The 14365-nt window shown below is 51.6% G+C and carries 11 protein-coding genes; 2 read left to right on the top strand and 9 right to left on the bottom strand.

The window, feature by feature from the left end; genetic code table 11:
- Positions 1-91: 91 nt before the first annotated feature.
- Together SIB66_RS03340 and acnB are read right to left on the bottom strand one after the other, a co-directional pair.
- Positions 92-1450, bottom strand: a complete 1359-nt coding sequence (locus tag SIB66_RS03340; RefSeq protein ID WP_063407617.1) for a ClC family H(+)/Cl(-) exchange transporter — start codon at positions 1448-1450, stop codon at positions 92-94.
- Positions 1434-4058, bottom strand: coding sequence for a bifunctional aconitate hydratase 2/2-methylisocitrate dehydratase (gene acnB / locus SIB66_RS03335; protein ID WP_063407616.1), 2625 nt, complete (start codon positions 4056-4058; stop codon positions 1434-1436). Before acnB ends, SIB66_RS03340 begins: the two co-directional genes overlap by 17 nt.
- A 146-nt stretch (positions 4059-4204) precedes the next feature.
- Between acnB and SIB66_RS03330 the strand changes: the two genes are divergently transcribed.
- Entirely contained in the window at positions 4205-5272 is a 1068-nt protein-coding gene (locus tag SIB66_RS03330; RefSeq protein ID WP_063407615.1) for a 3-deoxy-7-phosphoheptulonate synthase, read from the top strand.
- Between the two features lie 7 nt (positions 5273-5279).
- On the opposite strand, the gene SIB66_RS03325 is transcribed toward SIB66_RS03330, so the two are convergent.
- The 4 genes from SIB66_RS03325 to SIB66_RS03310 all read right to left on the bottom strand — a co-directional run bounded on the left by SIB66_RS03325 (position 5280) and on the right by SIB66_RS03310 (position 10673).
- The gene (locus SIB66_RS03325; RefSeq protein ID WP_236073801.1) at positions 5280-5885 is read right to left on the bottom strand and encodes a diacylglycerol/polyprenol kinase family protein; all 606 of its coding nucleotides are present in this window, start codon (positions 5883-5885) and stop codon (positions 5280-5282) included.
- A 56-nt stretch (positions 5886-5941) separates the two neighbouring features.
- On the bottom strand, positions 5942-6976 hold the full coding sequence (locus SIB66_RS03320; RefSeq protein WP_063407613.1) for an RpoD/SigA family RNA polymerase sigma factor: 1035 nt from the start codon (positions 6974-6976) through the stop codon (positions 5942-5944).
- Positions 6977-7184: 208 nt separating this feature from the next.
- On the bottom strand, positions 7185-9323 hold the full coding sequence (gene ppk1 / locus SIB66_RS03315) for a polyphosphate kinase 1 (protein WP_063407724.1): 2139 nt from the start codon (positions 9321-9323) through the stop codon (positions 7185-7187).
- Positions 9324-9365: 42 nt separating this feature from the next.
- Positions 9366-10673, bottom strand: a complete 1308-nt coding sequence (locus SIB66_RS03310; RefSeq protein ID WP_063407612.1) for an MFS transporter — start codon at positions 10671-10673, stop codon at positions 9366-9368.
- A gap of 21 nt (positions 10674-10694) precedes the next feature.
- Between SIB66_RS03310 and SIB66_RS03305 the strand changes: the two genes are divergently transcribed.
- Positions 10695-11180 (top strand): GNAT family N-acetyltransferase, encoded by a 486-nt coding sequence (locus tag SIB66_RS03305; RefSeq protein ID WP_063407611.1) that lies wholly within the window; start codon positions 10695-10697, stop codon positions 11178-11180.
- Here SIB66_RS03305 and SIB66_RS03300 read toward each other — a convergent pair.
- From SIB66_RS03300 to SIB66_RS03290, 3 genes are all read right to left on the bottom strand, one after another.
- Positions 11173-12279 (bottom strand): anthranilate phosphoribosyltransferase family protein, encoded by a 1107-nt coding sequence (locus SIB66_RS03300; RefSeq protein WP_063407610.1) that lies wholly within the window; start codon positions 12277-12279, stop codon positions 11173-11175. The genes SIB66_RS03305 and SIB66_RS03300 overlap by 8 nt on opposite strands.
- Positions 12280-12727: 448 nt before the next feature.
- Positions 12728-13450: a hypothetical protein gene (locus SIB66_RS03295; protein ID WP_063421795.1), complete on the bottom strand. Its 723-nt coding sequence runs from the start codon at positions 13448-13450 to the stop codon at positions 12728-12730.
- 12 nt (positions 13451-13462) lie between these two features.
- Positions 13463-14353: a formate/nitrite transporter family protein gene (locus SIB66_RS03290; protein ID WP_041374994.1), complete on the bottom strand. Its 891-nt coding sequence runs from the start codon at positions 14351-14353 to the stop codon at positions 13463-13465.
- Positions 14354-14365 lie beyond the last annotated feature (12 nt).

The raw sequence follows: 14365 nt of genomic DNA, 5'->3' as shown, positions 1-14365 counted from the left end.
TCAGATTATGAGAATTCAAATAATATTAGCTGTCTGTAAATTATCCAGTTTATTTAGATATAATAAGCAGTAGATTGCTTCTTTCGATTGGTTACTCTTTGTATTCCATTGTGATTTGTCTTTCATAGATTGAGTGTTCATTAAAGAGGCGAGTGACGAGGAAGCTTGATAGGCATGCCACTAGAATTGGTTTGAGGATTAGCAAATCTTTTGTTAGTGCGAAGGCCAAAAACATGGCCGTGATCGGTGTGCGTGAGCAGCTGGCTACGAACGCTCCCATACCTGCAAAAATGAAGGTACTGGGTGCATGGCCAGTCAGCATTTGTGCCCAGTCTCCACAGGCCAGGCCGATTGCTCCTCCTAGGGTCAGCATCGGAACAAATAAGCCTCCTGGTGCTCCTGAGGCAGCTGCTAGCCCGGTAGTGAAAAACAGCACGACGAAGGTGCTGAGAGCCATCAGAGGACCAGCTTCTCCTCCACCGACCAGATCTTGGAGGTTGTCCAAATTCCTAAAGCTCTCAGGAAGAGCTGCATAAACCCCTCCGAGTACACCACCACTGAGCACCATCCTTAAAACGAGTCGATTGCCGAACCAGGTTTTACCTTTGCGTTGCATCGCTAGGACGTAGCGGCAGTAAAACTCCGCCAAGACTCCAGTGACCAAACCAAGGGCGATTAGGTAGCCCAGGTCGATTGGTAGAAAGTGCACTAGGGGTGTGTATTCACGTTCCAGTTGAAAGCCCACGCCTTTGCTAAGACTTCCAGCTGATGGACTTAGCCCTAGAAATCCGAACACATCTGCCCAAGTATCAGCCCAGAAGGTGGTGACAACCACCAGCAACAAGACGGCAGGTTTTGCAGAATGAAGTAGCTCTTCAATTACATAAACAAAGCCTCCTATTGGCGCACTGAAAATAGCGGCTAGACCTGCTCCACCTCCAGCAGCGACAATGACTCGGCGAAAGGCAATTGGTGCCTTTAACCATTGAGCAAATTTCCAAGCGACAGAGCCTCCCATTTGCACTGCTGGTCCTTCTGGACCAAGTGGAAAACCACTGCCGATGGCGATAACTCCTGCTACTAGCTTGACCATCCCAACCCTCAAGCCCATTGGTACGGATCGATGGCGTAAAAACGCCATGATGTGGCTCACCCCTGAACCGCTCGCAGAGGGGGCTAGACGGGAAACAAGCAACCCAGAAACCAAGCCTCCTGTGGCACCAAGAGCTGGTAGAACGATCCATGGCGGAAGAAGTTCAAGAAGCTGGAATCGCCACTTGGCGAGGCTATAGATACCAGCTTTGAAAAGCACTCCTGTGAGGGCAGCTCCAAGGCCCGTAAGCATCAGAGCCAGCACAACCACAAACCAGCGCTGCTCTAAGAGTTTGCGGATGCTGCGACTGGACTGCATCAATTTTTGTTGCTGGTTTAGATCATTCGGCATGGCCATTGGTGGGTGAGAACTCTGCAAGAATTTCTGCTTGTATGTCGTTACTTACCACGCGCCCTTGATCTGCAAAGCCATCAATCTGGTTGAAATTTAGATAGCGATAAAGCTCAGATGAGAGGGGATCGATTTTTTCTGTTGCAATCGAAAGATATTCTTTTGGTGTAGGGATTCTGCCTAATAATGCACATACTGCTGCCAACTCAGCACTGCCTAAATAGACCTGGGCTCCTTGGCCTAGTCGATTGTTGAAGTTTCGAGTGCTTGTGGAGAAAACGGTTGTGTTGTCTTCCACGCGTGCTTGATTGCCCATACATAATGAACAACCAGGCATTTCCATGCGGCTCCCTGCCGCTTCGAAGATTTTGTAGTAACCCTCTTCTTGAAGCATGGCTTCATCCATTCTTGTTGGTGGGCAAACCCATAGGCGAGCTTTGCTGGTTCCAGACCCTTCAAGAATTTTTGCCGCAGCTCTGTAGTGGCCGATGTTGGTCATACAGGAGCCGATAAAGACTTCCTGCACTGGATTGTTTGCAACCTCACTGAGTAGTTTTACATTGTCGGGATCGTTGGGACAGGCCAGTACGGGTTCTTTGAGTTCGTCGAGGTTGATATTGATGATTTCGGCATACTCTGCGTTTTGATCAGCGCTAATCAATTCTGGTTTTGCCAGCCAAGCTTCCATGGCTTTGATACGTCTTGCCAGGGTGCGAGTATCCTGATAACCGCGGGCAATCATGTTTTTTAGCAATGCAATATTGCTGCGAAGGTATTCAGCAACCGTTGATTCAGAGAGTTTGATCGTGCAGCCAGCGCAGGAACGTTCAGCAGTGGCATCGGTTAGTTCAAAGGCTTGCTCCAGCTTCAGATCAGGTAATCCTTCGATTTCCATGATTTTGCCGCTAAAGACATTGAGCTTTTTGGCTTTTTCCACGCTCAGTAGACCTTCTTGAATCGCGATCAAGGGGATCGCATTGACTACGTCACGCAGTGTGATGCCGCTCTGTAGTGAGCCGCTGAAACGAACCAGTACAGATTCCGGCATGTCTAGGGGCATGGCACCGATGGCTGCAGCAAAAGCCACCACGCCAGAACCTCCGGGGAAAGAAATGCCTAAGGGGAAACGAGTGTGGCTATCGCCGCCTGTTCCCACTGTGTCTGGCAGAAGCATGCGGTTCAGCCAGCTGTGGATGATTCCATCGCCTGGATGAAGTGCTACTCCACCACGCTGGGCGAAGAAATCGGGAAGTTCTTTCTGGGTTTGTAGATCTACAGGCTTCGGGTAGGCAGCGGTGTGGCAGAAGCTTTGCATGACCAGATCTGCTGCAAATCCCAGGCAGGCGAGCTCCTTCATTTCGTCCCGAGTCATTGGTCCAGTTGTGTCTTGGCTGCCTACAGTTGTCATCAGCGGTTCGCAACTGGTCCCAGGTCGTATTCCTGCGAGACCACAAGCAAGACCAACAATTTTTTGGGCCTGGGTATAGCCCTTGCCCGTTTCAGGAGTGTCTCCTGGGCGGACGAATAGATCGGATGTTGACAGTCCAAATTGAGAACGCACTTTGTCGGTTAGTGCTCTGCCGATCAGTAGGGAGATACGCCCACCCGCGCGCACTTCGTCGCTGATGGTGATTGGTTTGAGCTTGAAGTGAGCAACGATTTCGCCTGCTTTGTCTTCTCCAAAGGCCCGTTCGATGGTGCCGGCATGTGGACGGATGGTGATCACATCGCCACTTTGCAGCTGACTGACATCACATTCGATTGGTAGGGCGCCGGAGTCTTCCGCTGTGTTGAAGAAAATGGGAGCGATTTTGCCGCCAAGGATGACGCCGCCGGATCGCTTGTTGGGTACGTAAGGGATATCGGCTCCTATGTGCCAAAGCACCGAATTGATTGCTGATTTGCGAGAACTACCCGTACCCACTACATCGCCCACGTAGGCAATGGGATGGCCTTTTGCCTTCAGGCTGATGATCGTGGCAAGGGCATTGGGATCCCGTGTTTCCAGCATGGCCAGAGCATGCAGGGGGATGTCTGGTCGGGTGGTGGCATGGGTGGCGGGGGATAGATCGTCGGTATTGGTTTCACCATCAACTTTGAAGACTGTGACTGTGATCTCTTTGGCTAAGACTGGTTTTGAGGTGAACCATTCAGCGGCGGCCCAGCTTTCTACAACTTGCTTTGCGAAGCGATTGGTTTCAGCTAGCTCGATAACGTCATGGACAGCGTCGTAGACGAGCAGGGTGCGACTCAGGCCTGTAGCGGCGCATTCAGCTAGCTCGTGGTCATTGTGTTGAAGCAGCTCAATCAGAGCTGCAACGTTGTACCCCCCAATCATCGTGCCTAGTAGGTTTGTGGCTTCTAAGGGAGTAATGAGTGGGCACTTGCTGTTTCCCTGGGCGATAGCACTCAGCCAGGTTGCTTTCACGTAGGCAGCTTCATCTACTCCTGGAGGGATGCGTTCACGCAGCAGGTAAAGCAGTTCAGAGTTATCTCCTGCTGGTGGATTCTGTAAAAGTAAGGTGAGTGCTTGGGTTTGCTCGGCAGTGAGGGGCAGGGGGGGGATGCCCTGGGCGTCACGTTCGGCGGCGAGCTGGCGATAAGCACTCAGCATTGGGGTGATTCCTCGGCAGCGGTCATGGCCCTTCTATTGTTATTTGCCGTCGATCCCTTCTGGAAGGAGATCGATATTGAAATGCAATTACCGGATGCTGCCACCTTGCTGGTTTCCTAGCCTGGGTTGTCATGAATTCTGGCGAAATGACCACCACCTCGGACTTGCATGTGGTGGATACGCGGCCGTTGGTGTCGCCCCTCTTGCTTCATCAGGAGCTGCCCCTCGATGTAGTGGCTCTCAAAACCGTTGCAGACACTCGTAAGCGAATCCAAGCAATTCTGCGTGGTGAGGATCCCCGCTTGTTGGTGATTGTTGGTCCCTGCTCGGTTCATGACATTGCCTCTGCAAGGGACTATGCCCGTCAGTTGGAGCCCTTGCGACAGCGATATGCCGCCCAGTTGGAGGTGGTTTTGCGGGTCTATTTCGAAAAACCTCGCACCACCGTTGGCTGGAAAGGTCTCATCAATGATCCCCATCTCGATGGTTCCTATGACATCAACACTGGCTTAAGGCGTGCGCGGTCATTGTTGCTCGACCTTGCCCGCGAGGGTATGCCGACGGCCACTGAATTGCTGGATCCGGTTGTGCCTCAATACATCGCTGATTTGATCAGTTGGACGGCGATTGGAGCCAGAACCACTGAGAGTCAGACCCATCGGGAGATGGCTTCTGGATTGTCAATGCCCGTCGGTTACAAAAACGGTACCGATGGCAGTGCCAAGATTGCGATCCATGCGATGCAGGCAGCATCTAGACCGCATCATTTTCTTGGGATCAATCGGCAGGGTCAGGCTTCGATTGTGCATACCACTGGAAACCCTGATGGCCATCTCGTATTGCGGGGAGGTAATGGCTGTACCAATTACCATCCAGAAGCGGTGGAAGAGGTTGCAAAAGAATTAGTGAAGGCTGGCTTGGCTGATCGGTTGATGGTGGATTGCAGCCACGACAATTCGAATAAAGATTTTCGGCGACAGTCAGAGGTGCTGCAGGCTGTTGCTACTCAGGTACGCCAAGGATCAACCCACCTCATGGGTGTGATGTTGGAAAGCCATCTTGTCGAGGGCAATCAGAAGTTGCCTGAAGACCTCTCTACTCTTGTCTATGGTCAAAGCATTACGGATGCTTGTATCGATATAGAGACAACGGCAACTCTGCTTGAGGATTTGGCGGCTGCAGTGGCTTCAGTGACGTTGTCACCAATAACTTGAAGAGTCTTTAGATCGCTGTCATCCATGACCAGGCGACTGCGACTCCCATTGGCACAGTGAGGTTGTCGATACCCCAGCGACTTAGTTGCTCTAGTCCAACGGCAAGGCCTGTGACGGCGAAGATGCGTAGGGGATGGAAGTTAGCGTCAATGAGCAGGCTTAGAGTGAACAGAATGATTAGGGTTATCACAGCCATGGTAAGAGTGCCTGCGATTGATTTGCGTTGACCCCATATCAACCAATTGGGTGAGCGTACTTTGCGACCGATGAGGCCAGCTAACCCATCGCCGAAAGCCATCACAAGCACTCCGGAGCAGACCGCTGCAGCATTTTCTGGCCAGAAGAAAATCAGCAACAGGGTGATTGTTAGAGCGTATGCCACTGTGCCGTAGCTGTGTCGATTGACGTCTTCAATAGCTGGTAGTAAGCGCCAGCGGTGGTTGATGAGGATCACAATGGTAATGAGGATTGCCATTGGAATTGCCCAACTCGATGGGATTCCGAGCCACCAGGCCAAAGGGATCACTGGGCCGGTACCGATGTGAACGATCTTGCGACTTAGTTCTCGTTGGTTAGGCCAGCGGACCCTGCAAACCACAGCAGCTGAAAGCACAAAAGCTATCCAGCATGCAATGGCAACCAGAGAGTTGATATACCCCAAGATTTAACTCATGCAGCTTGTTGATGGTTGGTCATCATCCGTAGCTTGAGAATGGCTTTGGCCTCTAACTGTCGTACGCGTTCTCGTGAGACGCTGATTTGCCGACCGATTTCAGCGAGGGTCAGTGGTTCTTCACCATCTAGACCGAAGCGCAAGCGCAGTATTTTCTGTTCACGTTCATTGAGCTGAGATAGCCAACCTCCTAGGTGTTCCTTTTGGATGCTGCGATCTAGGCCTTCCATTGGTTCGGCCCCATCGGGGTCGGGGATCAGTTCACCTAGGGTGCTGCGGTCTTCTTCTCCGCGGGCATGGGCATCGAGGGATGCGCAAGGAGCGCTTTGAGCGATGAGATCCTCAAGGTCTTGGGGTTGAATGCCCATGGCATGGGCTAACTCCAATCGATTTGGTTGACGGCCGAAACGATGGGAAAGCTCTCTTGAGATGCGTCGCATCTTGGAGAGTTTTTCGCTGATGTGGATGGGTAGTCGGATGGTGCGGGCACTGTTGTCGATGGCCCTGGTCATCCCTTGACGAATCCACCAATAAGCGTAGGTGGAGAACTTATAACCCATGGCTGGATCGAACTTGTCGACAGCACGTTCGAGACCAATGGCTCCTTCTTGGACTAGGTCAAGGAGTTCAAGGCCTTGATTCTGATATTTTTTGGCAACGCTAACCACGAGACGGAGGTTGGCTGACATCATGCGGTCACGGGCTCGTTTGCCCATGCGAATTTTGTGGCGTTGTCGCGGAGTTTGGTCTTGCTCTGGTAACTCCAGCAATTCCTTCATCGCTTGCACATGGTGGGCCAGCTCAATTTCCTCAGCTGCGGTCAGTAAAGGGACGCGTCCAATGCTGCTCAGGTAGAACCCGATCGCATCAGTACCCAAACGACCACCTTGGCGATTTTGATTACGGGATGCCTGCCCGTTACGGCCAGCTCGATTCGCTGTTTCTGAACGGCGCTTAGATGTAGACGGTAATACAACTTCTGACGAAGGCGTGATTGAAGCACCCTTCGCAGATTCCAGAGGGATCCCCATCACCCTGGCCTCCTAAATTAGATTTGCGCGGAATGTAGCACTCATAGAGCTTAGAAACTTGGTTGAAGCAAAAAGTTTTTGTTAGCCCATGCGAGTGATCAGTTGATTGGTCGCTTCTAAGTAAAAAAACTGTTTTGCATGCTGATTATTCCTTTTTAGGTAGCAAAGAGCACTTTCTCACAGTTATGGTCTCTTGAAGCACCGAGTTTCACCCTGCAGGGATGCCTTGTTGCCAAAGGTTGATCAGCTGTTGCTGTGCACGATGCTCTTCACTATTGGGATTGGGTTGGCGCTGTAAAAAGCTGCCATCGCTCTGCATATCCCAGGCTTCGCGGTTGTCGTTTAGATAGAGGTTCAGCAGTCGCTCTAGGTGTTCCTTTTGCTCTGGTTCTTCAATTGGAGTAATGGCTTCCACGCGTCTGTCTAAGTTTCGAGGCATCCAGTCTGCGCTGCCGATATAAACCTCTGGGTTGTTGTCATTGGCAAACCAGAAGATACGGGAGTGTTCCAGGAACCGGCCGATGATGCTGATTACGCTGATGTTTTCGCTGAATCTTTTTCGCCCTGGGTAGAGACAGCACATACCGCGGATGATCAGTTCGATGCGAACTCCAACTTGGGAAGCTTCGTAGAGCAGGCTAATGATGGCTGGATCCACCAGAGCATTCATCTTGGCGCGGATGTGTCCGCCTCTACCTTCGCGGGCGTGTTCGATTTCGCGGAGGATGAGTGATTCCATCCCCTTGCGTAGGGTGACAGGGGCCACCAGCAGTCGACGGAAGCTTTGTTGCTTTGAAAAGCCAGTGAGATAATTGAATAGCTCAACTAGATCTTGGCTGAGTTCCGGTCGTGCAGAGAGCAGCCCAAGATCGGTGTAGAGACGTGATGTCTTCGAGTTGTAATTACCTGTGCCGATGTGTACGTAGCTGCGTAGGCGCTCTTTTTCTTTGCGAACGACCAAGATGGTTTTTGTGTGGGTTTTTAGTCCTAAAACGCCATAGACAACGTGAACGCCAGATCGTTCTAGATGACGGGCCCATTGAATATTGTTGCCTTCATCGAAGCGTGCCTTGAGTTCAACCAGAGCCATGACCTGCTTTCCGTGTTCGGCTGCACGGATTAGGGCCGCAATGATTGGGGAATCCTTGGATGTTCGATAGAGCGTGATCTTGATTCCCATGACGAGGGGATCGTCTGCTGCCTGATTGATGAATTCCTCTACAGAGGTCGCGAACAGTTCGTATGGGTGGTGAAGGAGAATGTCTTTGCGGCGAATCACCGAGAAGATGCTTTTGAATTCTTCTTCTTTGATTGATTCGTCTTCAAGCATTCTGCGCTGGCTGCGGGAGAGAACTTTGGCGGTCAGGCCAATGTGGGGTTGGTCTTTGAGTTGTTCCAGAGGTAAACGCATGAGACCGAATAGATCATCGAGGCCTAGTAGTCCCTCGATGCGATAAAGGTCTTTTTCTTCAACAGCCATACCTTCAATCAGCATCTCAACGACTCTCTGGGGCATTTCGTTTGTCACTTCGAGTCTCACCACTTCTCCGCCCATCCGCCGCTTATGCAGGCCTTGTTCCATGGCGCTCATGAGATCGTCGGCTTCTAGGTCCCTAAGTTCAAGGTCGGCATCGCGGGTGACTCGGAAGAAGTAGTGCTCTTCAATCTTCATCCCGGGGAAGAGCAATTTGAGGTTGAAGGCCACCACTTGCTCCAATGGAACTGCTGTGTGAATCGGTTTGGGATTGATGCCACTTAGATCAGGAGGTATCTCTACAAACCGAGGGATCGTTTTTTGTGGAATCTTGACCCTGGCGAATTGTTGTTGGCCTGTTTCCGGATCGAGGATCAGGGTCGCAATGTTGAGGCTGAGATTGCTAACGAAAGGGAAGGGATGGGCTTGATCCACGGCTAGTGGTGTCAGCACTGGGAAAATGGCTGTCTGGAAATAATTGTCAATCCAGAGGCGTTCTTTTGGATTGAGTTGCTCATAGTCGAGTAGGTGAACACCATGCTCGACTAGCTGGTTTTTGAGGTGTTTACGGTAGTGATCTTGTTGTTGCTCGATGAGAGGAACAAGGTGATCTCGGATCGTGAGGAGCTGCTGAAGAGGGGTTAGACCGTCTGCGCTGGTTTTGGTAATGCCGGCTTCCACTTGTGCTTTGAGGGAGGCCACGCGAACCATGAAGAATTCGTCGAGGTTGTTGCTGAAGATGGCACTGAACTTGGCTTGTTCCAGCAGCGGGGTGCGCGTATCCAGTGCCTGAGCAAGGACCCTTTCGTTGAAGGAGATCCAGCTGAGCTCTCGGTTGATGTAGTGCTCCGAAGCTACCGCTGGATTACTCATTGAATGCCAGTTTGTTGATCCACTATCCAGGCAAAGTAGCAATCATGATTGTTTGATTGTTGTGTTACTTGTGCTTGCAGGTAGGCCTCCTGCAACAAGGGCAACAACTCCCACTAGTACGAGGATGGCCAGCCAGAAGGGACTTCGAGGGCCTATTTGGTCGTAGGCGAATCCTGCAGCCGCTGCCCCAAGGAAGGTCCCTAGACTCTGCAGGCCTTGAAGGCTACCGAGTACTGCCCCTTGGCCTGCGTTGTCGAGGCGTCTGGAGACGAGGGCTCTCAAGCATGGCACTACTAGACCTGTGCCAAGGGCTAGTACCGATACGGCAGTGAATACAACAGAAATCGAATTCTGCTGACTGGCCATGGGCAATAGCAGACAGCCTGCAATGACGAAGCCAACGCCAGCAATGGTGAGTCGCCATTCGCCGAAGGATTTGACCAGTGGACCGATGAGCAGACCTTGAACCACCATTGCGATCACGCCTACAACTGCAAAGGTCAGGCCTGCTAAACCGACTGTCCATGAAAAGGCTTGCTTCAGGTAAAGCACCAGCACAGCTGTGAAACCGTTGAATGCCATGAAGAACAGGAAGAAGGCGAAACAAAGGCGGCTTACTAATGGATTGGCAAAGATCTGTGCTAGCTGGGTGATCGGGTTGAGTTGTCTTTTGCTTGGTAGGGAATTGCGAGCTGCTGGCGGGTGTGTTTCGGGAAGGATATAGATCACAAGAAGCAGGTTCGCGACTGCGAAGGCTGTGGCGGCTATCCCAGGTAGAGCGATATTGATCTCTGCTAAGCGGCCACCGATATAAGGGCCCAAGATGAACCCGAGGCCGAATGCAACGCCAATCAGGCCGAATGCCTTTGCTCGGCTCTCAGGTGTTGAGATGTCGGCAAGCACTGCTGTGGCGCTACTTGCTGTGCCACCGCTAACGCCATCGATGATTCTTGCTGAGAAGAGAAGGATCAGGGGAACAATGCCGATCCAAGCGGCTGGAAGTATGTTCCAGTCAATCCATACTGTGATAGCGAATAAGCCAAGGCCTACTACTGAGCCAGCAACGCAAGCGGTTAAAATTGGTTTGCGGCCAAAACGATCACTGAGAGCTCCAATTAGGGGAGCCACGACGAATTGAGCCAATGCATAAGTACCTCCAAGTAGCCCCAGGATTGTGCCGCTGTCTGTGAAGCGTCCTGGCAGGTATGGAAGTAATGGCAGTAAGAGGGTTTCACCTAGGCGATCGTTCAACAGAGTGACAAAGGCACAGAGAAAGATGGGAATCTGTGGTCGGCGCAATTGGGAATGAGTCAGGATGAATGTCACGATCCCATAGAGACTTGACGCCATTGATCTAAATGGCAGGCTCTTGTGACTGGTCGCCGCTTAAGACCCCTTACAAAAACTGATCATTTTGTTGTCAGGGAGATTTATGCCGATGCGATTGAATCTCAAGGGGGAGGCTTGTATTCCCCTGTTCAGATCAGTGCATGGGCAGCCTTGGCCTGGTTACCAGGAGTTCTGGATCGGCCACTGATCGAAGGACGCGGGTGGTTGAGTCTTGAGAACGACGAGGTTGAGGCTTTCGCTCTTCGTTATCCCTCTGATCGTTTGGCGCTGCTGTATTGCCGGGGCCGGTCTGCTCGTTGTGGCCATGCCACTGCGTTGCTTGAACAGGTGGAAGCTGAAGCCTTGCAGGAAGGAGAGCTAATCTTGGTGACGGAAGCCAGTTTGTGTAGTCACCCTTTGCTGTTGAAGTGGGGCTGGATTGAAATGGCTAAGGAAGTGATTCAGATCGGAGGTGTGAGTTTCGATCGTTATCGCATGGCGAAAAACCTACAGGCTCGCTTCAAATGATGGCCTCTCTCCAAGCAATGAGCTGCTCAAGCGTGGTTTGGGCTAAGCCTGATTGCAGACACTTTTCAGCATGAGCGATACCTTCATCGAGGTTGTCGGCCAGGCCAGCTAGCCATAGGTAGGTACCAGCATTCCAGAGGAGGGGCTGACTTAATGGCCCGCGATTGTGCAGAGCTTCCATTGCTTGCTCGCTCCACTCCGTCAGGTTGCTCCACTCAACGTCTTGGCTAAAGCAGCCATGGTTACGGGGGTGGAGGATGAGTCGTTCTGGCTTGCCATTTTGAAATCGGGATGTGATGCAAGCTCGACTGATGGGAAGGTCTGTGCTTCCTTCGAGCCCTTTCACAGTCACGAGATTTGTTTCACCTGCTAGCGCAAGGGCTTTCCAGGCCCGCTCTTCGGTGGGGGGATGCACGAAGCCGCTGACGAGTAAATGCTTTCCTTGATGTGCTGTCCAAAGCAGCTCCAAACTGGCCACAGGCGGTCGCTTGCCGATGTCATCGCGATAACTGATCAAGCTTTCGGCTAGCGGGAAGTGATCTGGCTGGTAAATCAGTGCCAGACCATGTTGTTGAAAGCCAGCTTCTAGGTTTGCTATTGATAGGCCTTGGAGTTGTAGCCCTAAGACTTTGAATAACTCTTCTGTGGTGACGCCATATTTGATTGGCATACGCTGCCCCCCTTGCAAGACGACGGGTTGACCAGCGTTGAGTAGGATCAGTGCTGTGAGCGGATAAATCGGGGCTGTTCGCTTGCGGCCGTCGAATGGCATCCCAAAGCAAATGGGTCGTTTCTGGCCATTGGCTGATTTCAGTTTGGGCCCAAGCACTCTGTATGTATCGAGCATGCCGGCGAGTTCCTGGGGCTCGGGTCGACGAATGCGATGGGCGATGAGGAAGGCGCCAATTTGAGCAGGGCTGGCTTGGGCTGTAAGGATGAGATGCAAGGCATCAGCTGATTCTTCACGGCTCATGCCACGACTGGTTTGCTCTCCACTTCCCACCTTCCTGAGGTGGGCTTTGAAGCGTTCACGGCCGGATAATTCGGGGCATGTGGTCACGATTGATTGCGGGAACTCATTGGATCTTTCTGTAGTCATGTAGCTGCGTGGAGTAGCGATTAAGACATCCTTGTGACATGTCTGCTTGGCACAGGCCTAATTGCCTCCGTTGGGCTTTAGGAATCACTGCAACGATAAAGCGAGGCTGTTTGCATTTCAGCGTAGTTATATTTTCTAAGTGCAATGTTCGAATCTCCAAAGTTTTTGCGCTGGGGTATTGATCAACGCCGAGACTGGTTTTATGCTATTTTTTATTTGATTATCGGGCTTTTGATTGCAAGGGCTCGTCATGCATCTTGCATAGAAGATTCATCTAAGAGTAAGAGTGCTTTTGTGGCACCGTAGTTCTGCTTTTCAGTAGTTGATTGGTGTCAATGAAATGAATCATCAGATACGATTGCTTTTGCTTGGATTGCAGTTTTCCTTTATTACCATCATTCTCTTTTTGATTCAATAACCCATATTGGCGTATCCGTTGGCTATGGATTTATTGCCATGATCTGTATTGCTGAGCAAGTTGTTTTTTGGCTAGGTCTCGATGGAGATCAGTCGGCAGACTTTGGCTGAGCTTGAACAGGTTTGATTGACTGCTGGATGTGCCGATGCAGCCCAGGGCTAGTAATGCTGCTCGTGTTGTAGCTTCGGAACCTTTTCTTGCCACTTCGGCAATGCGGTTGCTGATGTCGACACCATCGCGTCGTTGCAGAATTCGAATGGTGCTTAACACCACCGGATCGCGTATGTCGTTGAGGAGGTCGTCAAGGAGGTTCAGCAGCTCGTCATCGCTGAGTTGGTATGCCTTGAAGTTCAACAACTCCAGACCAGCCATGCGCATTGCTTGGGAAGGTTCTCTGAAAATTCTTTTTATAAGCAAAGTTGGCACGATTGCTCCCCAGCAGGCCATTGCTTGTAGTACCTCGAGCTCCAGTTCTTCTTGATCACCAAGTTGTTGGATGAGCCAGTCTCGAGCCTCAGGTTGATGGCAGAGGCCAGCTGCATGGATGAGTTCGGACTGCTTACCATGTTGCTTAAGCAGGGTTTTTAATATTCCCCAGCCATCATCACCAAGTAAACCCAGTCTTTCGGCTAAGGCTTTACGCAGATCAGCAGAAAGGCTGGGGCAGTAAACATTCCCCAGCCAGTCTGATTCTAGAGGAGTCTTACCTACTTTATTGAGACGTTCCCAGAGAACGGCTTCATCGAAGCTCATGAATGTTCTAGATCAGCGTGCGCCTAGTTCGGCTGCGAGTTCACGTTCCAGCTTCTCATCGTGAACCGTCGGCAGTACGTTGCTCATTTGGGTGCGATGGGTGCTGTAGAAGAGCATGCCAATAAACACCATCCCGCCAATGATGTTGCCGAGGGTGACTGGAATGAAGTTCCAAACAATTACCTGGCCAAAAGAAACGCCTGAACCAAGCATGGGTCCGGCGGTGTGTAGGAACATGTTCACCACGATGTGCTCCATTCCCATGGTTTGGAATGCTGTGATCGGCAGCCAGCAGGCCAAAATTTTGCCAGGTACGCTCTTACTAACTAGGGCCATGGTCACACCCAGACAAACCAACCAGTTCGCGATCAATCCGCGCAGGAAGGCCAAGAAGAAGCCAAGGGATTGAAGGTTCTCGTATTTGGTAACAACGTTGGTTTTGTTGAGGGCAATGATCTTCGCTGCTACCTGTTGCCACATGCCGCCACCATCGGCAGCGGAGGCGGGATCCACGGTGCCACCGCTGGTCAGGCTGATTGCCATCAGTAGGGCAACCACAGCAGTGCCGATCCAGTTGCCGAGCCAGACCCAACCCCAGTTGCGGAAGGTGGCTCCCCAGGTGCTCTTGCCGGCCCATGTGGCCATAGGCAGCAGAGCGAAGTTACCGGTGACCAGTTCCATGCCGAACAGCACGATGCTGGCAAAGCCGAAGGGGAAGAGCAGGGATCCCAACCATGGTTGACCACTCTTGAGACCAACTGTGAGTGCAAGGATCACAGCAAGGCCGAGAATGGCCCCGGAATAGAAGCCACGCACCAGCAAGTTCTTGACGCTGACAGTGGCTTTTTTCCCGCCGGCGGTAATCATGCCGTCGACAAGTTCGTTAGGTAGGACGTAGTCCATTTGTGACGCCGT

This window comes from Prochlorococcus sp. MIT 1318, assembly GCF_047304505.1.
Classification (GTDB): Bacteria; Cyanobacteriota; Cyanobacteriia; order PCC-6307; family Cyanobiaceae; genus Prochlorococcus; species Prochlorococcus marinus_D.
The sequence above is the reverse complement of the archived record's forward strand: the minus strand, read 5'-3'. Positions and strand labels throughout refer to the sequence as shown.